This window comes from Bradyrhizobium liaoningense (assembly GCF_018130825.1).
Classification (GTDB): Bacteria; Pseudomonadota; Alphaproteobacteria; order Rhizobiales; family Xanthobacteraceae; genus Bradyrhizobium; species Bradyrhizobium liaoningense_B.
Window position 1 is genome coordinate 43,521 of record NZ_JAFCJS010000006.1, and the last position, 20,934, is coordinate 64,454.

General features: G+C 65.5%; 22 protein-coding genes and 1 riboswitch. Of the genes, 5 read left to right on the forward strand and 17 right to left on the reverse strand.

Annotated features, from left to right (window positions below; translation table 11 throughout):
* Positions 1-33 precede the first annotated feature (33 nt).
* From clpS to JQ603_RS25085, 5 genes are read right to left on the reverse strand one after another with little or no spacing between them, the layout of a single operon-like run.
* Complete coding sequence (gene clpS, locus JQ603_RS25065; protein ID WP_025034645.1) at positions 34-339, reverse strand: ATP-dependent Clp protease adapter ClpS; 306 nt, start codon at positions 337-339, stop codon at positions 34-36.
* Positions 340-379: 40 nt separating this feature from the next.
* Complete coding sequence (locus JQ603_RS25070) at positions 380-721, reverse strand: DUF190 domain-containing protein (RefSeq protein WP_212343355.1); 342 nt, start codon at positions 719-721, stop codon at positions 380-382.
* 2 nt (positions 722-723) lie between these two features.
* Complete coding sequence (crcB, locus tag JQ603_RS25075) at positions 724-1,149, reverse strand: fluoride efflux transporter CrcB (protein ID WP_212343356.1); 426 nt, start codon at positions 1,147-1,149, stop codon at positions 724-726.
* A gap of 6 nt (positions 1,150-1,155) precedes the next feature.
* Positions 1,156-1,545, reverse strand: a complete 390-nt coding sequence (gene crcB / locus JQ603_RS25080; protein WP_212343357.1) for a fluoride efflux transporter CrcB — start codon at positions 1,543-1,545, stop codon at positions 1,156-1,158.
* A 16-nt stretch (positions 1,546-1,561) separates the two neighbouring features.
* On the reverse strand, positions 1,562-2,770 hold the full coding sequence (locus tag JQ603_RS25085; RefSeq protein WP_349630757.1) for an MFS transporter: 1,209 nt from the start codon (positions 2,768-2,770) through the stop codon (positions 1,562-1,564).
* Between the two features lie 95 nt (positions 2,771-2,865).
* A riboswitch (Fluoride riboswitch) is annotated at positions 2,866-2,941 on the reverse strand.
* Positions 2,942-3,209: 268 nt separating this feature from the next.
* Between JQ603_RS25085 and JQ603_RS25090 the strand changes: the two genes are divergently transcribed.
* The gene (locus JQ603_RS25090) at positions 3,210-4,079 is read left to right on the forward strand and encodes a DUF1194 domain-containing protein (protein ID WP_212343358.1); all 870 of its coding nucleotides are present in this window, start codon (positions 3,210-3,212) and stop codon (positions 4,077-4,079) included.
* 151 nt (positions 4,080-4,230) lie between these two features.
* On the opposite strand, the gene JQ603_RS25095 is transcribed toward JQ603_RS25090, so the two are convergent.
* Together JQ603_RS25095 and JQ603_RS25100 are read right to left on the reverse strand one after the other, a co-directional pair.
* Positions 4,231-5,004, reverse strand: coding sequence for an enoyl-CoA hydratase/isomerase family protein (locus tag JQ603_RS25095; protein WP_212343359.1), 774 nt, complete (start codon positions 5,002-5,004; stop codon positions 4,231-4,233).
* 200 nt (positions 5,005-5,204) lie between these two features.
* Entirely contained in the window at positions 5,205-5,846 is a 642-nt protein-coding gene (locus JQ603_RS25100) for a carboxymuconolactone decarboxylase family protein (RefSeq protein WP_245003842.1), read from the reverse strand.
* 132 nt (positions 5,847-5,978) lie between these two features.
* Here JQ603_RS25100 and JQ603_RS25105 point away from each other — a divergent pair, with 132 nt between their 5' ends.
* Positions 5,979-6,362: a bleomycin resistance protein gene (locus JQ603_RS25105; RefSeq protein ID WP_212343361.1), complete on the forward strand. Its 384-nt coding sequence runs from the start codon at positions 5,979-5,981 to the stop codon at positions 6,360-6,362.
* 30 nt (positions 6,363-6,392) lie between these two features.
* Here the strand turns inward: JQ603_RS25105 and JQ603_RS25110 are convergent, their stop codons facing one another.
* Positions 6,393-7,451 carry a class I SAM-dependent methyltransferase gene (locus JQ603_RS25110; protein ID WP_212343362.1) on the reverse strand — a complete coding sequence of 353 codons (1,059 nt, stop codon included), beginning with the start codon at positions 7,449-7,451 and terminating at the stop codon, positions 6,393-6,395.
* A 215-nt stretch (positions 7,452-7,666) separates the two neighbouring features.
* Here JQ603_RS25110 and JQ603_RS25115 point away from each other — a divergent pair, with 215 nt between their 5' ends.
* A complete protein-coding gene (locus tag JQ603_RS25115) occupies positions 7,667-8,269 on the forward strand; it encodes a hypothetical protein (RefSeq protein WP_212343363.1) in 603 nt (200 codons plus the stop codon).
* 5 nt (positions 8,270-8,274) lie between these two features.
* Here JQ603_RS25115 and JQ603_RS25120 read toward each other — a convergent pair whose 3' ends face one another.
* The 8 genes from JQ603_RS25120 to JQ603_RS25155 all read right to left on the reverse strand — a co-directional run bounded on the left by JQ603_RS25120 (position 8,275) and on the right by JQ603_RS25155 (position 17,298).
* Entirely contained in the window at positions 8,275-9,522 is a 1,248-nt protein-coding gene (locus JQ603_RS25120; RefSeq protein WP_212343364.1) for a class I SAM-dependent RNA methyltransferase, read from the reverse strand.
* On the reverse strand, positions 9,515-10,249 hold the full coding sequence (locus JQ603_RS25125) for a TlyA family RNA methyltransferase (RefSeq protein ID WP_212343365.1): 735 nt from the start codon (positions 10,247-10,249) through the stop codon (positions 9,515-9,517). Before JQ603_RS25125 ends, JQ603_RS25120 begins: the two co-directional genes overlap by 8 nt.
* A 20-nt stretch (positions 10,250-10,269) precedes the next feature.
* A complete protein-coding gene (locus JQ603_RS25130) occupies positions 10,270-10,824 on the reverse strand; it encodes a nucleoside 2-deoxyribosyltransferase (protein ID WP_212343366.1) in 555 nt (184 codons plus the stop codon).
* Between the two features lie 37 nt (positions 10,825-10,861).
* Positions 10,862-12,790, reverse strand: a complete 1,929-nt coding sequence (dxs, locus tag JQ603_RS25135) for a 1-deoxy-D-xylulose-5-phosphate synthase (RefSeq protein WP_212343367.1) — start codon at positions 12,788-12,790, stop codon at positions 10,862-10,864.
* 582 nt (positions 12,791-13,372) lie between these two features.
* On the reverse strand, positions 13,373-13,624 hold the full coding sequence (locus JQ603_RS25140) for an exodeoxyribonuclease VII small subunit (protein WP_018648646.1): 252 nt from the start codon (positions 13,622-13,624) through the stop codon (positions 13,373-13,375).
* Positions 13,625-13,698: 74 nt separating this feature from the next.
* Complete coding sequence (locus tag JQ603_RS25145; RefSeq protein WP_212343368.1) at positions 13,699-14,628, reverse strand: histone deacetylase family protein; 930 nt, start codon at positions 14,626-14,628, stop codon at positions 13,699-13,701.
* Between the two features lie 134 nt (positions 14,629-14,762).
* Positions 14,763-16,421 (reverse strand): bifunctional metallophosphatase/5'-nucleotidase, encoded by a 1,659-nt coding sequence (locus JQ603_RS25150; RefSeq protein WP_212343369.1) that lies wholly within the window; start codon positions 16,419-16,421, stop codon positions 14,763-14,765.
* Between the two features lie 118 nt (positions 16,422-16,539).
* On the reverse strand, positions 16,540-17,298 hold the full coding sequence (locus JQ603_RS25155) for an enoyl-CoA hydratase-related protein (protein ID WP_212343370.1): 759 nt from the start codon (positions 17,296-17,298) through the stop codon (positions 16,540-16,542).
* Positions 17,299-17,379: 81 nt separating this feature from the next.
* Here JQ603_RS25155 and JQ603_RS25160 point away from each other — a divergent pair, with 81 nt between their 5' ends.
* Both JQ603_RS25160 and JQ603_RS25165 read left to right on the forward strand, forming a co-directional pair.
* Complete coding sequence (locus JQ603_RS25160; protein WP_212343371.1) at positions 17,380-17,574, forward strand: hypothetical protein; 195 nt, start codon at positions 17,380-17,382, stop codon at positions 17,572-17,574.
* Positions 17,552-18,793, forward strand: coding sequence for an MFS transporter (locus JQ603_RS25165; RefSeq protein ID WP_212343372.1), 1,242 nt, complete (start codon positions 17,552-17,554; stop codon positions 18,791-18,793). Before JQ603_RS25160 ends, JQ603_RS25165 begins: the two co-directional genes overlap by 23 nt.
* A gap of 147 nt (positions 18,794-18,940) precedes the next feature.
* On the opposite strand, the gene JQ603_RS25170 is transcribed toward JQ603_RS25165, so the two are convergent.
* Positions 18,941-20,719, reverse strand: coding sequence for an acyl-CoA dehydrogenase (locus JQ603_RS25170; RefSeq protein ID WP_212343373.1), 1,779 nt, complete (start codon positions 20,717-20,719; stop codon positions 18,941-18,943).
* Positions 20,720-20,934: the final 215 nt, after the last annotated feature.

Genomic DNA, 20,934 nt, shown 5'->3' on the forward strand with positions numbered 1-20,934 from the left:
AGCTGAAGTCGTTCATCGTCGCACGATGAAGCCTCATTCCTCCGGCTCGGTCGTGAACAGCAGCGGATAGCCCTTGGCGCGGCCGGCGTCGGTGGCGCGGGTGGCCTTGGTCTCGGCGACGTCCTTGGTGAAGACGGCAACCACGCAGGCGCCCAGCTTGTGCGCGGTGATCATGACCTTGTAGGCCTGATCCTCGGTCATACGGAATTCGGCCTTCAGCACCATGGTGACGAATTCGCGCGGCGTGTAGTCGTCGTTGATCAGGATGACCTTGTGCAGCTTCGGCCGCTCGACCTTGGTCTTGGTCCTGGTTTTCGGCTTGGTGACGGTGTCGTTCATTCCGCCTCCTGGACACGGCGGGGTTTCCGGCCGGAAGCGATCAGCTCGCGGCCTTCTCACCATATTGCAGGACCTGCACCTTCTCCAAGGTGATCAGCCCGCTCGACATCATGCCGTCCAGGATGGGCAGGAATGCATTGATGTTGTCCTCGCTGTCGACGATCTCGATCAGCAGCGGCAGGTCCTCCGAGAGCCGCAGGATTTTCGAGGTGTGCAGCCGGCTCGATTTGCCGAAGCCCATCGGACCACGCAGCACGGTGGCGCCGGCGAGGTGCAGCTCGCGCGCCCTCATCACGATCGCTTCATAAAGCGGCTTGCCGTCATAATGATCGCTCTCGCCGATGAAGATGCGGAGCGAAACAGCCTGATTGGGAATTTGCATGGTCAGCTCCTTTTCAAGCGGTTGTAGCGGCTCGCCAGCATATGCCCGGCCCACACCGACACCAGCCAGCAGACGACCGAGGACGCGACATAGGCGAGCGCAGTGTATTTCATGCCCCCATGGAACAGGCGGAAGGTTTCCAGGCTGAAGGCGGAGAAGGTGGTGTAGCCGCCGCAGAACCCGGTCATGACGAATTGCCGGTGCTCGGGCCGCGCCAGGACGCGGCCGTCAGGGCCGGTCAGCGTCGCGTAGAAGCCGATGATCAGCGAGCCCGTGGCATTGATGAACAGCGTCGCGGTGGGAAAGGCGGGCCCGGTGTCGAGCAGAAGGGAAACGAAATAGCGCGCCAGTCCGCCCAGGATGCTGCCGAAGGAAACCCAGGCATAGAGCACCGCACTGCGCCAGCGGTCGGTGGAAGGGGAGCTCATCAGCCTCTAGCCTCCCAGACGATCCGCAAGCAGGAAGCCGCAAGTCACGGCCGTGAGGCACAGCCCGACCGAGGCGGCGACATTGCCGAGCGCGTGCAGCGGCTCGCCGTTGCGGGCGAGGGTCAGCGTTTGCAGGCTGAACGAGGACACCGTGGTGTAGCAGCCGAGGAAGCCGGTCACCGCGAACAGCCACGGGTTGGGCGCGGCGAAGACCGAGCCCGGATGGGTCGCCAGCGCGCCAAAAATGCCGATCAGGAAGGCGCCGGTGACATTGATGGTCATGGTGCCCCATGGAAACGTCTCGCCCAGCCGCCGCGCGATCGCGCCGGAGACGAAGTAGCGCGCGCATCCGCCCAGCACGCTGCCGATCATGATCGCAAGCACTCCGCTCAGCACGACGAACCATCTCCCGTCATCGCTTGCCCTCCGTTGCGAGCCCGTTGCCGATGGCGAGCAGCCCCGCGAGTGACACCAGTACGAAGCCGAGCCCGGCCAGGAACGTGCCGGCCGGGCCATAGGCATCCCACAGTGCGCCCGCGATCACGCTCGCCGCCAGCAGGGCAAGGCCCGTGAACAGGTTGAAATAGCCGAACGCGGTGCCGCGCAGGCTGGGCGGTGCGGCGTCGGCGACGAGCGCCGAGAGCAGGCCCTGCGTCAGTCCCATATGCAGGCCCCACAGCACGACACCGAGCGCGAGGCCGCCAAGGTTTGGCAGCAGCGCGAGTGCAACGTCGGCACCGGCGAGGAAGACGAGGCCGAGCGCGAGCAGGCCGGTGCGGTTGATGCGGTCCGACAGCACGCCGGCCGGATACGCCGAGAGCGCGTAAGCGATGTTCATCAGCACCAGCACCGCCGGCACCCACATCGCATTGAGTCCGATATTTTGCGCGCGCAGGATCAGGAAGGCCTCGCTGAAGCGGGCGAGCGTGAACACGACGCCGACCGCGACGACGCGCCAGTACACCGATCCGAGCTGCCGCATCGCAGCGAGATTGAGCGGATTCTTCGCAGGCTCCCGGCTCGGGTCCGGTTCCGGCTCGTTCACGGCAAAGGCGATCAGGCCGAACGAGAGAAAGGCCGGCAGCACGGCGAACCAGAATACGAGGGCAAAATTGTCCGCCGTCCACCACATCAGGCCGATCGCGACGAGCGGCCCGACGAAGGCGCCGATGGTGTCGAGCGACTGCCGCAGGCCAAAGCTCGCGCCACGCAGGCCGCGAGGTGCGATATCGGCGATCAGTGCATCCCGCGGTGCACCGCGGATGCCCTTGCCGACGCGGTCGATGAAGCGCGCCGCCACCAGCCATCCGACGCTGGGCGCGAGCGGGAATAGCGGTTTTGTCAGCGCGGCGAGGCCATAGCCCAGAGCAGCGAGCAGCTTGCGGCGGCCGAGCCAGTCCGACAGCGCGCCGGAGAAGATCTTCGTGATCGAGGCGGTGGCCTCCGCAATGCCCTCGATGAAGCCGACCGTGAGCGTGGACGCCCCGAGCACAGTGACGAGATAGACCGGCAGCAGCGCGTGGATCATCTCGGAGGAGATGTCCATCAGCATCGAGACGAAGCCGAGCACCCAGATTCCCCTGGGCAGCCCGCTGCGCGCAGCAATCGGTGTCGTCGTCACGCCTTCTCCTTCTTCCGCCTTCAGGCAACAAAAAACCCGCCATCGGCGGGTTTGTCCATGCTCCCGCCAAAGGCGGAGGCTCAATGATTGCCCCACCTCAAGCAGGAGTCATCAGCCCACTACGGTCGAGCCGCCGGGCGGTTGTCGGGGGACTCCATCCCCATCTGTACGGTCAGCCTAGCATGGAAATCGCGCTCGACAAGTGGGCGGGGACGTGTCTCCACCGGCGCCGCCGTCATTCCGGCTTCGGCTCTTCGAGCCGCCCCGGAATGACGGAGCCTGTGGTCGCACGTGTTCCGATGACGCAAGCGCGGCAACACGGCGGCAGCTTTGCGTAACGCACACAAATTCCTAACTCGAATGTGAAGCGCAGGCGATCTTCGCACTTTGCGGCAAGGCGATTGCATGTCACCATCGCGTCATACGACGGGAGACTGCGATGCGCTTGCTGTTCTCGATCGGGGCTGTGCTGGTGGCCGGCGTGCTCGCCGGGGGGGACGTCGCGGGCATCGCGGCACCAGGGCCGAAGTTTGAACCTCCCAGGACTCAGTCGCAGCGGCTGGCGGCCGACCGGGACGCGCAGACGGTCGATGTCGAGCTGATCCTCGCGGTGGACGTGTCCTACTCCATGGACATGGACGAGCTGGCGATCCAGCGCGAGGGCTACGCGCAGGCGATCCAGTCGAAGGAGTTTCTCCAGGCGTTGAAGCTGGGCCCGAACGGGCGGATCGCGGTGACCTATTTCGAGTGGGCCGCCTCCACCGACCAGAAGATCATCATTCCCTGGCGCCTGGTCGACGGCCCGGAGACTGCGGACGCGGTCGCCGCCGAGATCATGAAGACGCCGATCCGGCGCGCCTCGCGCACCTCGATCTCCGGCGCGATCACCTTCGCGATGCCGCTGTTCGACGAGGATCCCTATCGGGGCCTGCGCCGCGTCATCGACATCTCGGGCGATGGTCCCAACAACAACGGCGGCCCGGTCACGGTGGCGCGCGACGCCGCGCTCGAGAAGGGCATCGTCATCAACGGCCTGCCGATCATGGTCAAGGAGCCCTCCTATTCGACCATGGATATCGACAATCTCGACTATTACTACGAGGACTGCGTCGTCGGCGGTCCCGGCTCCTTCGTCATCGCGATCAAGGACCGCGACAAGTTCAAGGAGGCGATCCGCACCAAGTTGCTGATGGAGGTCGCCGGCCGCACGCCGGAGCGTCCCGTGGTGCGCGTTGCCGACAAGGACAAGGAGCCGCGCGTCAACTGCCTGATCGGCGAGAAGATCTGGTCGGACCGCTGGGGACGCTAAAGCATGATCCGGACCCGAAGGGCCGCGTAGCGCAAAGTGCGAAGCGGTTTTCCGGAAAGATCATGCGTCAACAACAACCTAAAGCGCGATGACGATTCATCCCAATCTCATCGCGCTTGAGCAGCACGCGCCTCGGACGGCGGGCGGTCCTCTACCATTTCGGCGCCCGCTTCTCCACGAACGCTCGCAGGCCCTCCTGCGCCTCGTCCGACGTCGCGACGTTGCAGAAATCGTCCACGGCACTGGCAATGCTGCGCCGATAATCGAGATCGATCTGGCGCATGAAGGCGGCGCGCCCCATCCGCAGCACCGCGGCCGATTTCGCCGCGAACTGCGCCGCGAGCCTCTCGGTTTCCGCCTCGAGCTCGGCATCGGCGACGACGCGGTTCACCACGCCGAGCTCGCGCGCTTCCGCCGCGCTGAAGACGCGCCCGGTGAACAGCAGCTCGAAGGCGCGGTGGCGTCCGACGATGCGCGGCAGATGCGCATAGTGGATGGCGGGAATGACCCCGACGTCGATCTCGGGATAGCCGAACGTCGCGCTCTCGGAGGCCAGCACCACGTCGCAGGACACCGCCATGGTCATGCCGCCGCCGCGCGCCGCGCCGCCGACCGCGGCGATCGACGGCTTTCCGAGCGCGTACTGGGCGTCATAGAGGTCGATGTAGAGCGCCTGGAGGAATTCGCGGATCTGGGCGCCGGACTTGCCGAGCAAAATGTCGAGGTCGAGGCCCGCCGAAAAGCGTTTTGCAATGGCGCTCGCCAGCACGACAACGCGCGCATCGGTATCGTCGGCAGCGCGGCGCAAGGCCGCGACCACCGCACGGATGACCTCGAGGCTCAACGCGTTGACAGGCGGCCGACGCAGCGTGATGCGGGCGACGTTGCCGATGCGCTCGTAAGTGACGGGATGGTCTGATATCACCGGGATCTCCAAGTCTTCAAGTGCGTAGTACGGACGAGCCTACCAATCCGTCATCCTGAGGTGCGAGGCATGGGACGCAACGCGTCCCATGGGGAGCCTCGAAGGATGCACGGCCCCGATGTAGCCGGGCCGTCGCCCTTCGAGGGCCGCTGAAGAAGCGGCCACCTCAGGGTGACGGTGATAGAATTTCGCCGGGGCGGCTATTTCGCAGCCAGCGGCGGCAGCGGGGGCACGCTGTCGTTCGGCGCTTCGGCCTGCATCGTGATCAGCGTCATCGAGACCAGGTCGTAATAGCCGATCAGGCCGATGATATCCATGATGCCGCGCTCGCCGAATTTCTGCTGCGCGGCGCGGTAGACCTCGTCGGACACCTTCTTGTCGCGATAAAGCGCCATCACGAGCTCGTAGAGCGCGGCCTCGTCGTCCTTCATCGTCTGCGGCCGCACGCCGTTGGCGACATCCTTGGCGACCTCAGGATCAAGCCCGGCCTTCATCGCGAGCGGATAATGCGCGAACCATTCGTACTGCGCCGTCCACTGCCTTGCAGTGATCAGGATGGCGAATTCGCTGAGCCGCGCCGGCAGCGACGAATTCCAGCGCAGATAGTCCGACATTGCCGAGAGCTTTGGCGCGAGCTCTGGGTTGCGGATATAGGCGCGATAGGGCGGGTTGGTGAATTTGGCATTGCGTGGCGGCACCGCGATCGCATCCGCCCATTCCTTCTGCGGCGGCGTCAGCTCCTCCGCCTTCAGCGGCGTGAAGCGGGTCGGCTCGGCAGCGCGGCCCGCGCCCGGGATTGCCGTAGTGACCAGTGCAGCCAGTGCCAGGCCAAGATATCGCATCGTCATCCTCCCATTCCGGCGGACTCGCGCCGCCTTGCTCGATCGCCAGCTTACGTTGCGGCTAGAGCCGTGCAAGACCTCGGCAACGCATGCTAGGTTGCGTGCCGGAGATTGCTTGTGACGGAGGGATTCATGACCGACGAACAGGCGATGATGGTCGGGTCCGCTACCGTCTTCGTCGTATCCGATATCACCGCCAGCCTCGCCTATTACCGCGACGTGCTGGGCTTCGAGGTCACCTTCGAATACGGGCAGCCGCCGTCCTATGCCTGCCTCTGCCGTGGCGAGGTTGGCCTGCATCTGCTCGTAGCGGCCGCGACGAAACGGCTGCCCGGACAGGGAGGCCTCTGCGTTTTTGTCAGGGATGTCGATGAGCTCTATGCCGAACTGTCGGCGCGCGGCGCCAGGTTGCTCAATCGTCCGGAGGACCGCGATTACGGCATGCGCGATTTCGATGTCGTCGATGCCGACGGCAATCAGCTGACATTCGGCATGGGGACGGACGCCGCGGCCTGACATCGTCGGCCGCGTGCGCCCGGCGGTGGATCAGATCCGCGCCTCCAGGATCAGGTTGAAGGGTGTCTCGGCGGCGCGGCGGAAGCGCGACAGGCCGCCTTCGCGCGCGACCTTGCGCAGCCGCGCTTCTCCCGCCTGTGCGCCCAGCGCCAGGCCCACCTCCTGATCGAGCGAGGCCGGCGTGCAGATCATGGTCGAGGCCGCATAATAGACGCGTCCGACCGGGTTGAGATTGTCTTCGAGGCGATCGCCTGCGAACGGTTCGACTAGCATGCAGGTGCCGTCCTTCGCCATGGTCTCGCGCACGTGGCTGATGGCGCCGACGGGATCGCCCATATCGTGCAGGCAATCGAAGAAGCAGACGAGATCGTAGCCCTCGGCCGGATAGGACTTGGCCGAGTGAACGGCGAAGGAAACCCGGTCGCCGAGCCTGGCCTCGTTGGCTCCCTTCCGCGCGGCCTCGATCGAGCCCTCGTGATAGTCGAAGCCGTAGAAGCGCGAGTTCGGGAAGGCTTCCGCCATCAGCCGCGTCGAGACGCCGTGGCCGCAGCCGACATCGGCAACCTTGGCACCGCGCTTCAGCTTGTCCACGACGCCGTCGAGCGCGGGCAGCCACTCCTGCACCAGATGATGCATATAGCCGGTGCGGAAGAAGCGTGCGGTGCCGCAGAACAGGCACTCGCTGCGCCGGTTCCAGCCGACACCCTTGCCGGTCTTGAACGCGTCCGTGATCTTCGGCTCGTCGAGAAACGCCGCTGCAATGACATTGCCGACGGCGCCGAGGAACACCGGGCTGTCCTGGTCGGCAAGCGCCATCGCCTGCTCCGGCAGCATCGAGAACTTTCCTGAAGCGGTATCATATTCGACGTAGCCGGACGCCGCCTGGCTCGAGAGCCATTCGCGGACATAACGCTCCGTCGTTCCGGTGGCGCTGGCGAGCTCGGCGGAGTTCATCGGTCCCTTGGCGGCGAGGGCGCGGTAGAGGCCGAGCTTGTCGCCCAGCAGGACCAGCGAGGCGTTCATCGCCGCCCCCACCTCGGTGATCATCTTGCCCATAAAGGCATTCAACCTGTCGGCATTGACCTCCATGACAACCTCCATGATATGGCGTTTTCAAAGGTCTTCGGACCAAGGCAGGCGCGCGGGTTCGCGCCTCCCCTAAAGTGGGTCCATCCGTCACGGAGCAGGTTCAACGCGTCAGGAAAAGGTGATCCTGGAACTGAGGGGCCGGCCACCGGCATCGCGTCGCTGGCAATCTGCCGGTCCTCCGGGTATGATTTGGGCATGTTCTGACGGTCACCCGAATGCCAGGCTTTGCTTCCTCTCGTGCACTCGCAACCCTCTTCGCCGTGCTCTGCAGCTGCGGAGCCCCGGCTCATGCGCAAGTCGCACCCCTGAGATATTGGATCCCGGGCGGGGCCTTTGGCTATGGCGGCAGCGATGGCCAGAGCTCCGACGCTTACGGCAATTTTCCGAGCTTCAATGCCGCCGACGCAAGCGGGCGTACCAACTTTGCCAACGGCTTCTTCGTCGGCAGCCAGCGTGGCAACCTGAATTGGAGCGGCCTCAGCCAGACTGGCCTGGCCGGCAATTTCAGCGCGCTCTCCTATGACAGCACGCAGTTCGGCTACAACACCAAGACCGCCGGCGGCATGCCCGTCACGTTCTTTGCCGGTTTCGACACGCTGAAATATGGCAATGGCATCGGCAGCTCGATAGCGCCGCTGACATCCAGCGCCGCACCGGGATACAGCGCATTTGCGGGTGTCGAGTTCAAGCCGACCTCCAACCTCAGCCTGTCGTTCGGGGCCGGGTTCATCCAGCAGGACTCGGGCCGCATGGACAGCGATATCAGGTCGAACATGCTGCCCGGTGAGTCACCGGCGCTGAGCGGGCTTCGCCGCTAGCAAAATCAGCGCGTGAACTTCGCCACCAGCTCGACATGCGGCGTATGCCGGAACTGGTCGACCGGCACCACGCTATCGATCTTGTAGCCGCCGTCGATCAAGAGGCGCGCATCGCGGGCGAAGGTCGCGACGTCGCAGGACACCGCGACCACCACCGGCACCTTGCTCGCGGCAAGCTTCAGCGCCTGCGCCTGCGCGCCCTGACGCGGGGGGTCGAACACCACGGCATCGAAGTCGCGCAGCTCCGGCGGCACCAGGGGGCGGCGGAACAGGTCGCGCGGTTCGGCCTTGATCGGCTTCAGGCCTGGTGTGCGCGCTGCCTTTGCGAGCGCTGCGATCGCGCCGGCATCGCTGTCATAGGCGATGACGCGTGCCTTTTCGGCCAGTCTCAACGCAAACGGCCCGACGCCGCAGAAGAGGTCGAGAACCTCCTTGGACTTGCCGATGCGCTCTACGACCAGCGCCGCGAGCGTCTCTTCACCCGCGACGGTGGCTTGCAGGAACGAACCCGGCGGCAGCACCACCTCGGCGCGGCCCATTCGCACGGTCGGTGCGAGGCGCTGCAGCACCAGCTCGCCATGGCGCGTCAGCCGCGCCAGGCGATGCTGCTCGGCGATGCGCGACAGTGCCGTGACGAGCGGCGTCGGCAGCGGGCCGGAGCCGCGCACGTCGACGTCGAGCCCGTTGATGGTGGCGGTGACCTGGATGTCGAGCGGCTTGGTCACCGGCATCTTGGACGTCAGCGGTTCTGCGATCGCCCAGGCGGCATCGAGTGCACCTTCGAGCGCGGGATCGAGGATCGGGCAGCGATGGATCGGGATGACGTCGTGCGAGCTTGTCGCCGAGAAGCCGACCTTGAGGACGTCATGCGTGCCGAAGCGGCCATGCAGCGTGACGCGCCGGCGCCCGGCGCCATGGGCGTCGACCAGCGGCGCCACCTCGCACGCGATGCCGGCCTGCGCCAGCGTCTCGACCACGATGCCGCGCTTCCAGGCGTGGTAAGGCTCCGCCGCCCAGTGCTGGATGGCGCAGCCGCCGCAGACGCCGAAATGCGGACAGAACGGTTCGATGCGATCGGGGCTCGCGACGTCCACCGCCAGCAGCTTGCGGCGGTCGGGATGATGGCCCGCGACGTGATCGACCTCCACGGTCTCGCCCCGAAGCGTGTAGGGAACGTAGACTGCATCGCCCGTCGTGAGCGAGACGCCGTCGCCGCGGTGGCCGACGTGATCGATCGTCAATCGCTCAACCACGGCGCGCGCCCAGGAAGAATTCGATGTTGCCGTCGCCGCCGGTGATCGGGGAAGGGAACACCTCGATATCGGTGCAGCCTAGCGAGGCCGCAAACGCCGCGATGTCGTCGCAGATCTGCTGATGCACCGCGGCATCGCGGATGATGCCCTTCTTGTTGTGTTTCCTGTCGGCCTCGAATTGCGGCTTGATCAGCGCCAGCAGGCTCATCGGTGCCGCCGCCAGCGACAGCGCCACGGGCAGCACGCTCTTGAGCGAGATGAAGCTGACGTCGATGACGACGACATCGGGCCGCGCCGGCAGGCGCTTGCCGTCATAGGCACGGATATCGGTCTCCTCCATCGACACGATCTTGGGATGATCGCGCAGCGAGGGATGCAGCTGGCTGGTGCCGACATCGATCGCGAACACCAGGCTCGCGCCGTTCGCCAGCAACACCTCGGTGAAACCGCCGGTGGAGGCGCCGACGTCGAGGCAGACATGATCTTCGATCTCGATCGGGTAGCGCTCCAGCGCGCCCGCAAGCTTGACGCCGCCGCGCGAGACGTAGGGGTGAGCGGGCTCGGCCTGGATCACCGCATCCTCGGCGATCGTCTCCGACGGTTTTGAAACCTGCTTGTCATCGGCCGTGACGAGGCCGGCCTCGATGGCCGCGCGCGCCCGCGCCCGGCTCTCGAACAGGCCGCGCTCGACCAGCAATACATCCGCGCGCTTGCGGGCAGGGGACATCGGTTCTCTCGGGCTGGTGCTTATTTAGCGATCAATCGCGCGGCCGCCATCCGGACGCAAGTCTCGAACGCGGCCAGATCGTGCCAGACGTCGATCGGCATCGTGGCCGGCGTCACCAGCGGGCAGCCGTGCAGCTCCAGCGCATGGATCATCATGAGGTTGTCGACGAGGCCGAAATCCTCGACCGTCAGCCCCTGGGCATCGACCAGCCGCCCGTCCTCGGAGGTGAGCTCCATGAAGCGACCGACACGGTCGGCATAGGCGGCGCCATCGTTGGAATAGGCGAGACAAAACTTGCGGCGGCCGGCCATGTAGCCGAGCTCATAGACGGTGCCGGGATCGGCGCCGGCGCCGCGGAACGGGGTGAGATTGGCGATGATGGCATCGGCCGCATCCATCATCGCCTCGTTGCCGCAGAAGATCTGCCGCGAGGCGTCGGGCGCGGTGAGGTCGATCGCGTTGTCGAGCGGATAGAGGCCGGTGAGCCCGTGCGCCGCGCAGATCGCAGCCTTGCGCCGGCCGATCTCGACCGCATCCGGCAGGAACACGTCGGGACCTGCCAGATAGATTTTCATGTGAGTGTATCGCTTCGCCGAAGGCCGAAGCTCGCCCTTAGGCGAGCTTGACCGTCTCGGCCTTCACGTCCTTGCCGAGCGCTTCGAACACCTTGGCGACGATGCCCTTGGCGTCGAGACCGGCGCGGCCGTACATCGCGGCGGGCGTGTCGTGATCCTGGAACACGTCGGGCAGCACCATCGAGCGGAACTTGACCAGGCCGGTGTCGAGCACGCCCTGATCGGTCAGGAACTGCGCCACATGCGAGCCGAAGCCGCCAACTGAGCCTTCCTCGATCGTGATCAGGATCTCGTGGTCGCGGGCGAGCTTCAGCACCAGCTCGGTGTCGAGCGGCTTCATGAAGCGCGCATCCGCGATGGTGGTCGACAGGCCGTGCGCGGCGAGTTCGTCGGCCGCCTTCTCGCATTCGGCTAGGCGGGTGCCGAACGAGAGCAGGGCGATCTTGTTGCCCTGGCGGATCGTGCGGCCCTTGCCGATCTCGAGCGGAATGCCGACTTCGGGCATCTCGATGCCGCGGCCTTCGCCGCGCGGATAGCGCAGCGAGCTCGGGCGGTCGTCGATCGCAACCTGGGTCGCCACCATGTGCACCAGCTCGGCCTCGTCCGCCGCCGCCATGATCACCATGTTGGGCAGACAGCCGAGATAGGCGTTGTCGAACGAGCCGGCATGCGTCGCGCCGTCGGCGCCGACGAGGCCGGCGCGGTCGATGGCGAAGCGGACGGGCAGGTTCTGGATCGCGACGTCATGCACGATCTGGTCGTAGCCGCGCTGCAGGAAAGTCGAGTAGATCGCGCAGAACGGCTTGTAGCCTTCGCTGGCGAGGCCGGCGGCGAAGGTCACCGCGTGCTGCTCGGCGATGCCGACGTCGAAGGTACGGTCCGGGAACGCCTTGTTGAAGATGTCGACGCCGGTGCCGGACGGCATCGCCGCGGTGATGGCGACGATCTTGTCGTCCTTCTGCGCTTCCTTGACGAGGCTCGCGCCGAACACGTTCTGGTAGGCCGGCGCATTCGGCTTGGCCTTGGCCTGCGTGCCGGTGGCGACGTCGAACTTGACGACGGCATGGTACTTGTCGGCGGAAGCTTCCGCCGGGCCGTAGCCCTTGCCCTTCTGGGTCACGACGTGGACCAGGATCGGGCCTTCCTCCATGTCGCGCACGTTCTTCAGCACGGGCAGGAGATGGTCGAGATTGTGGCCGTCGATCGGACCGACGTAATAGAAGCCGAGCTCCTCGAACAGCGTGCCGCCGTCCATCATGAAGCCGCGCGAATATTCCTCGACGCGGTTGGCGCGGTTGGCGATGATCTTGGGCAGGCGCTTGTTGATCTGCTTGGCCGCATCGCGCAGCGTGCGATAGGTCTTGCCCGAGTAGAGGCGCGACAGATAGGCGCTCATGGCGCCGACCGGCGGCGCGATCGACATGTCGTTGTCGTTGAGGATGACGATCAGGCGCGAGTTCATCGCACCGGCATTGTTCATGGCCTCATAGGCCATGCCCGCCGACATCGCACCGTCACCGATCACGGCGATAACGTTGTTCTTGCCGCCGGAGAGGTCGCGCGCCACGGCCATGCCGAGGCCGGCGGAGATCGAGGTCGAGGAATGGGCCGCGCCGAACGGATCGTAGTCGCTCTCGCTGCGCTTGGTGAAACCGGACAGGCCGCCGCCGGTGCGCAGGGTGCGAATCCGGTCGCGCCGGCCGGTGAGGATCTTGTGCGGATAGGCCTGGTGGCCGACGTCCCAGATCAGGCGGTCGCGCGGCGTATCGAAGACGTAATGGATCGCGGTGGTGAGCTCGACCACGCCGAGGCCCGCGCCGAAGTGACCGCCGGTCACCGAGACGGCGTCGATGGTCTCCTGCCGCAGCTCGTCGGCGACCTGGCGAACTTGCTCGATCTTGAGCTTGCGCAGGTCTTCCGGTGTCCGGATGGTGTCGAGAAGCGGCGTCTTACTGTATGCGTTCACGGCGATTTCCAATTTGTCAGCGCCGGAAGATCGTTCCGGTGCGCGATGGGTTTGCACAATATCGGCGCAGCGCGAGTCCTTAAACCGTCGGAGCCACCTGCATGGGGCAAGGCCCCGTCTTCAAGCTTAGGTGAGCTTAGGTACGCTCCGGTTCAGTCTCTGTGATCCCTGTCACTTAGATCGGCTTCGTCCGTCCCAGCCAATTTCATTAGCAGTTTGAAGCGCTTGTCGTTGGTAATCGGTGCCCACGCAAGGCTTACAAAAAGCCACACTCCGCGCAGCTTTACACCAAAGCTTGGGCCAAAGCCAACCCGCTGGGCCGATTACGGGCATGCACGTGCAACCCCCGGGCCAGAGTGGTTAACCGTGGCGCCGGCGGCGGGTTCCAAACTTGCCCGGTTCCGCGGCAGTATTTTTGAGCGGAAGCGAGGGCTTTTGGGCGGATTTTGAGGGGCTGGGTGCCCCTCGGCAGGGAGTTCCCTGATCCTTGTCCCGGGTCGGCCCGCCGCGTGAGGGAATCAGCGGCGTGCGATCATGAAATAATGCAGGCGTCAGATGCCCAAACTGGGCCTGACCGCGGCCTTACTGGACGTCGAGCGGTGCGGTTCCTGTGGGCTGGCCACTGGCATCGGTGGTGATCTTGTCGACGCGGGCCTCGGCCTGGCGCAACAGTTCCTCGCAGCGGCGCTTCAGCGCCTCGCCGCGCTCGTAGATCGTCACGGATTCCTCGAGCGGCACCTTGCCGTCCTCGAGCCGCTTCACGATCGTTTCGAGTTCCTCGATCGCGCGCTCGAAGGTGAGCCTGGAGACGTCGATTTGGGTATTTTCAGCCATATCCGTTTCCGATTGCCCGATTCGCTTTCCCTGGAGTGAAGGCGGGTTTTGCGGGCTTAATGTGGCGGGTGCTTTCAAGCGCCCATCAGGGCGCCGACATGCGCCGTAACAGATTCTTTCAGTCCTTGCAGGTCATAGCCGCCCTCGAGCACCGAGACAACGCGGCCCCCGGCGGACTTGTCGGCGAGGTCCATCAGCTTGCGCGTGACCCAGGTGTAGTCCTCCGCGCGCAGGTTCAGCGAGGCCAGCGGATCGCGGTAATGCGCATCGAAGCCCGCCGAGATGATGAGCAGCTCGGGGCTGAATTTTTCGAGCTGCGGCAAAATCAAATTCTCGAACGCGGAGCGGAATTCGGGGCCGCCGTCTTCCGACGCCAGCGGCGCGTTGACGATGGTGTCGTGGTCGCCGCGCTCGCTCTTCGCGCCGGTGCCCGGAAACAGCGGCATCTGGTGCGTCGAGCAGTACATCACGGTCGGGTCCGACCAGAAGATGTCCTGCGTGCCGTTGCCGTGATGCACGTCGAAATCGACGATGGCCGCGCGCTTGATGCCGTATTTGCGCTGCGCATGGCGCGCGGCGATCGCGACATTGTCGAAGAAGCAGAAGCCCATCGGCTTGCCGATCTCGGCGTGATGGCCGGGCGGGCGCACTGCGACGAAAGCATTGCGGTGCTCGCCATTCATAACTGCTTCGGTCGCCGCCACCGCGCCGCCGACGCCGCGCATCACCGCTTCCCACGTGCCAGGGGACATCGAGGTGTCGCCGTCGATATAGACCTGACCGCTGGTCGGCGCGATGTGGCGCAGCTCGGTGACGTAATGCTCGTTGTGGCAGAGCGTGACGAGGTCGAGATCGCCCTCCGGCGCCTGGTCGCGAACGAGAAACTGGAATCGCTCGTGCGACAGCGCTTCCTCCACCGCGCGCAGCCGGTCGGGCCGTTCTGGGTGTCCCGGCGGCGTGACGTGGTCGAGGCAGGCCTTGTGGGAAAGAAGAAGCGTGCTCATCAGGTCGGCCTCATGGGATGCGGGCTCTTGACGTCGCTTGACGCATCCGGCGCCAAAACGCAATGCCAAACCCAATCTATGCGCCTGGACGGGAATGGCAAAGGGTTGTCCCGTTCCGGCCCGTTTGATCCGGATCAATTCACGCGCAGGATCCGAGTCGGAGGCAGCGGGCCGATCGGCCCGTGCGCGCGGAAAAAGGCGAACAGCGCGTCCGCGTCGTAGCCGCCATATTGCGGCGCCGAGCCCTGCTTGGCGACCGTGAAGCCGTCGCCGCCGACGGCGAGGTAATCGTTGAGGGTGACGCGGTAGCCGCTGGCCTGCTCGATCGGCCTGCCGTTGAGCGTCATCTTCTCCGCCATCACGCGCTCGCCGAACGGCTTCGAGCCGTCCCAGGTGTAACTGAACCCGTTCGACACCTGCAGGATCCGCGGCCGCTTCGGGTCGAGCCATTGCTGTTCCAGCATGTCCTTGAGCTGGCTTCCGGTCAGCGTCATCGTGACGAGGCGGTTGCGAAAGGGCTGGCTGGCGAAGACATCGCCGAACGATATGGCGCCGTTCTCCTTCGGGACGATATCGGTGCGGATGCCGCCGGGGTTGGTGAGCGCGATGACAGCGCCGCCATCCTGGGCCGCCTTGGTCGCTGCGAGCTGCGCATCCGCGATGACGTCGCCGAGCGCGCTTTCGCCGGCCTCGTTCGGAACGCGTGACAGCGTCTGCGTCACCGATCCCGCCGGCCGGTTGGCGATCGGCGCCGAAAGCTTGTCATAGGCATCGATCAATGCGGTCTGTTCGGGGTCCTTCGCGAGCGAGGCGTTGGCGACGATGACGTTCTCGGCCCTCGCGCTGACGATGTCGCGCGTTGTCGGATCGAGCTTGAGGTCGATCGCCGTGACCAGCGTACCGTATTTGTCGCCGCTGGTGACGAGCCGTCCGTCGATATCGCAGACATAGGCGCGGTGGGTGTGGCCGCTGACGACGACGTCGACGGCGCGATCGAATTTCTTGACGATGTCGACGATCGGCCCCGTGATGGCGGGGCATTCGTTGTAATCGCCGGAGGGCTCGCCGCCCTGGTGGATCAGCACCACGATCGCCTCGACGCCGCGCGCCTTCAGCTGCGGCACCAGCGCATTCACCGTCTCGGCCTCGTCGCGGAATTCGAGTCCGGCAATGCCTGACGGCGAGACGATGCCCGCCGTCTCCTTCAGCGTCAGTCCGATGAAGGCGACGGGAATTCCGTCGAACTCCCTGATCTCGTAGGGCGGCAGCACGCTCTTGCCGGTCGCAGTCTCGATCGTGGAGGCCGCGAGATAATGGAATTTGGCACCTAGGAAGGGATGCGGTCCCTGGCAGCCGTCGAGCGGATGGCAGCCGCCGTTCTGCATCCTGAGCAGCTCGGTCTTGCCCTCGTCGAATTCGTGATTGCCGACCGAGGTGATCGCAAGCCCCATCATCGAGAGCGACTCGATCGAAGGCTCGTCGTGGAACATCGCCGACAGGAACGGGCTCGCTCCGATCAAATCACCGGCGGCGACGAAGATCGTGTTCTTGTGCCCTTCGCGCAATTGCTTGACCAGCGTCGCCATGTACTCGGCGCCGCCGGCCGCGACCATCACCTTCCTGGTCTTGTCTTCGGGATCATTGATGCGGATGCCGCCCGGCGGCGGCCGCAGATTGCCGTGGAAATCGTTGATCGCGAGAATGCGCAGCTCGACGGGTGCGGCGGTCTGGGCGGAGGCGGGAAGGGGGGCAAGCGCGAGGACAAGCGCAGCAAGGATGGATCCGTATCGCATGGAACCAAGATTAGTCGTTTCGCGCGAAGATTTCACGAAACCTTTTGTTAAGTTGCGGCGGACGCCGCATGTTCCCACCCGCCCCTTGAGGGGGCGGGTGACAACTGAGCGCTCGCCTCTACCGCTTCTTCCGGTTCGCAAACGCGTTGAACGCAGCCACCGCGTCGTCCGATTTCAACCGCTCGCCGAACAGGTGGGCCTCCTGGTCGATGCGGCGGGTCAATTCCTCCGGCGGGGTGCGCAGCAGCTTGCGCGAGGTCGCGACCGCCTCGGCCGGAAGCCGGCAGATCTCGCGCGCTACCTTGCGCGCCTCGACCTCGGTGTGTCCCGGCGAGACCACGCTGTTGACGAAGCCTGCGGCTTCGGCTTGCGCGGCGGTGAAGGTCCGCCCCATCACCAGCATCGCGAAAGCGCGCTGGTACCCCATCGTGTTCGGCATCAGGAGGCTGGCCGCGCCGACCGGTACCAGCCCGAGATGGATATAGGGCGCCGAGAACGTCGCAGCTGTCGAGGCGAGCACGTAGTCGCAATGAAACAGCATCACCGTGCCCATGCCGATCGACGCGCCGTCCACTGCTGCGATGATCGGCTTGACGTTGAGGGCGAGCGAATAGAGAAACTTGGCGCCGTTCGACAGCGTTTCCGGGCGTGCGGTGTCGGCGTGGAGAAAATCGTCGATATCGTCGCCGGCGGTGAACACGCCGGAGCCGCCGGTGATGATCATGCAGCGGATGTCGGGATTGTTCTGCGCGGTATCGATCGCGTGGCTCATCTCCCGGTACATGTCCTGGGTGATCGCGTTCTTCTTGCCCGGACGCCGCAAGGTGATCACGCGCGTCCCCCGCTCTTCGGTGACCACGATATTGCCATTCGGCATGAGAGCCCCCCTGCGCCGTCGCGACGTTTGCCGCCCGCGAGTCTCGCAGACCTCAGCCTACATCATCTTGCTGGCGTGCCAATGCGCTCGCTCAACCTTTTCGAGCTTGAACCCCGCAAGCCCGCGCCCACTGCCGGTTGCATTGCCCATCACATGCTTTTGCGCGTCGCAACAAATGGCTACAATGTTTCATTTGAAAAACCGGTGGTTGTGGGGCACGATCTTGCCCAGTTCCATCTGGTCGGCCCGATTGATGGTTGCCGCAACAGGCGTTGACGAATCTTCGCTGTATTATCGCGGCTGGCGCGTCGTGCTGGCCTGCTTCCTGATGGCCTTCTTCATGTTCGGCTTCGGCCTCTACGGCCAGGGCGTCTATCTCGCCGAACTCCAGCGCGCCCATGGCTGGCCCGGCACGCTGGTCTCCGCGGCCAGCACGTTCTCGTTTCTTCTGACCTCCGTCCTCGTCATCTTCACCGACGATCTGCTCGACCGCATCGGGCTGCGCTCGCTGATCCTGTGCGGGCTTTCCGCACTGGGCGCTTCGACCGTGCTGCTGGCGCTGATGCAGACGCCCTGGCAGCTCTACCTCGCCTATGCGCTGATGTCGGTCGGCTGGACCGGCATGGGTACCGTGGTGATCGCGACCGTGCTGAATTCCTGGTTCGAGCGGCGCCGCGGCCTCGCGCTCAGCCTCGCCTTCAACGGCGCGACCTGCGGCGGCATCATCCTCGTTCCGCTGCTGCTGTCGCTGACCGGCAGCATCGGCTTCCGTTCGGCGATGCTCGCGGCAACGATCGTGATGGTGGTGCTGGTGCTGCCGGTGGTCATCGGCTTCATCGGCTGGCCCGGGGGGACATCATTGGCATCGGGCGGACGACCGTCCGGTGCCGGCACAGCCGCAGTGCATTCGCGCAAGGCGCTGCTCGCCAACGCCGCGTTCTGGACCATGGTGCTGCCGATCGCGATCGCGCTGCTGGCGCAGATGGGGTTCATCATCCACCAGGTGACGTTCCTCGAACCGCTGATCGGTCGCGCCAACGCGGGCCTTGCGGTGACGATCATGGCCGCGATGGCGGTGGTCGGGCGCCTCTCGCTCGGCCTGTTCGTCGACCGGCTCGATCCGCGGCTTGCCTGCGCGGCGTCGATGACCAGCCAGGCGGCCGCGCTCTTCGTGCTGCTCCAGAGCACGAATCCGACTGTGCTGCTGGCGTGCTGCGCCGTCTACGGCTTCTCGATCGGCAACATGATCACGTTCCCGCCCCTGATCATCCAGCGCGAGCTCGGCTCTGCCGCCTTTGCCGCCGCGATGGGATTGGGCACCTCGATCAGCGGCGTCGTCAGCGCCTTCGGCCCGGGCATCGTCGGGCTCGTGCGCAGTTTCACAGGTAGCTACACGACGGCGTTCGCGATGTGCGTGCTGCTGGATCTCGTGGCGGCGGGAATCGTGCTGTGGCGGCCGGGAGGAAGGGCGAAGATCGTTCGTAGGGTGGATTAGCCCTGCAGATGCGCAAAGCGCATCTGCAGGGCGTAATCCACCTCTTCTGTTCACGCGGCGGCACAAGCGGTGGGTTACGCGAGCGGGCTGCGCTGCGCGCAGCCGCAGGCTAACCCACCCTACGCATCGATGCTCGCGGTCAGCAGCTTACCCCAACAACACCGCATCCGCCGCCGCGACCGAGTCCGCGCTCTCGGTCACGGTGCGCTCGAGCGCGCCGGCCTGGACTGTGATGTTCTCGGCGAAGAAACGCGCGAGCGAGACGTAGCGCGCGGCGTCCGTATTGCCGTCGGCCTTCGCGGCGAGCGCCTCGGAGGCCAGCATGCAGCCGCCGAGCGTCGCGCCGAACTGCTGCAAGTAAGGCGTCGCGCCGGCCAGCGCATCGTTCGGCGCCGACGTCACGCGCTCCAGCAGCCATTTGCTGGTGCGCGCCAAGGCCTCCAGCGCCTCGCGAAGCTTGACGCCGGTGGTGCCAAAAGCAGGATCGTTGGAGGCTTCGACCTGTTTGACGGTTGCCGAGAGCTCGTCGAGCAGTGCCCATACGGCAGCGCCGCCGTTCGCCGCGAGCTTTCGCGTGACGAGGTCGATGGCCTGGATGCCGTTGGTGCCCTCATAGATCGCGGTGATGCGCGCGTCGCGATAGTGCTGGGCGGCGCCGGTCTCCTCGATGAAGCCCATGCCGCCATGCACCTGCACGCCGAGATAGGCGACCTCGTTGCCGATATCGGTGGAATAGCCCTTCGCCATCGGCGTCAGCAGCGCCGCGCGTGCGGCGGCCTCAGTGCGGACCTTCGGGTCCTTGGCGCGCAAGGAGACGTCGAGCGCGACGGCGGTGGCGTAGCAGATGGTGCGCGCGGCGGCGGTCTGCGCCCGCATCCGCATCAGCATGCGCTTGACGTCGGGATGCACGAAGATCGCGTCCGAGCCTTCGCCCTTCTTGCCGATGGCGCGGCCCTGCTTGCGCTCCTGCGCATAGGCGAGAGCCTGCTGATAGGCGCGGTCGGCGACGCCGACGCCCTCGAGGCCGACGCCGAGCCGCGCCTGGTTCATCATCGTGAACATGCAGCGCATGCCCTGGTTCTCTTCGCCGATCAGGAAACCGATCGCGCCGCCATGATCGCCCATGGTCATGGTGCAGGTCGGCGAGGCATGCATGCCGAGCTTGTGCTCGACGCCGGAGGCAAAGATGTCGTTACGCTTCCCGAGCGAGCCGTCTGCATTGACCATGAACTTCGGCACGAGGAAGAGCGAGATTCCCTTGGTGCCGGCGGGCGCATCGGGAAGGCGCGCCAGCACGAAATGCACGATGTTGTCGGTCATGTCGTGCTCGCCATAGGTGATGAAGATCTTCGTCCCCTTGATGCGATAGGTGCCGTCGGCCTGCTTCTCGGCGCGGGTGCGCAGCGCGCCGACATCGGAGCCGGCCTGCGGCTCGGTCAGCTGCATGGTGCCGGTCCATTCGCCGGAGACGAGCTTTTCGAGATAGATCGTCTTCAGCTCGTCGCTGCCATGCGCGTCCAGCGCCTCGATCGCCGAGGCCGTCAGCAGCGGACAGAGGCCGAAGGCGACATTGGCCGCGCTCCAGATCTCGGTGCAGGCGGCGTTGATCGCCATCGGCAGGCCCTGGCCGCCGAAATCCTCAGGCCCCGACACCGCGTTCCAGCCGCCCTCGGTCCAGCGCTTGTAGGCATCGGGCCAGCCCGGTGCAGTCGTGACCTTGCCGGCATCCAGCTTGATGCCGTGCTCGTCGCCGACCTTGTTGAGCGGCGCCAGCACGTCGGTTGCGAACTTGCCGGCTTCCTCCAGCACGGCCGCCGCAATGTCGGCGTCGAAATCGCCGTAATGGCCGGCGTCCACCGCCGCCTTCAGCCCGGCGCCATGGTTGAGCGACAGCAGCATGTCAGAGATCGGCGCGCGGTAGGTCATGGTTCACTCCCCGGGGACTGGTCTTGGCGCGGTATTCCCATGAAATGCCGGCGGTCTCAACTGCCCGGACGCCGGACAGCTCTGGCCCGGAGCAGGGCCTCCACCCCGACCTATAATAGAGTGTGGTGCCGCCGATCCCCGGGGCTGTGGTATTTTGCCCCTCCAGGCGGTTGAAATGCCGTGCCGCACCCTATAGACCGACTGCGACCCGAGGG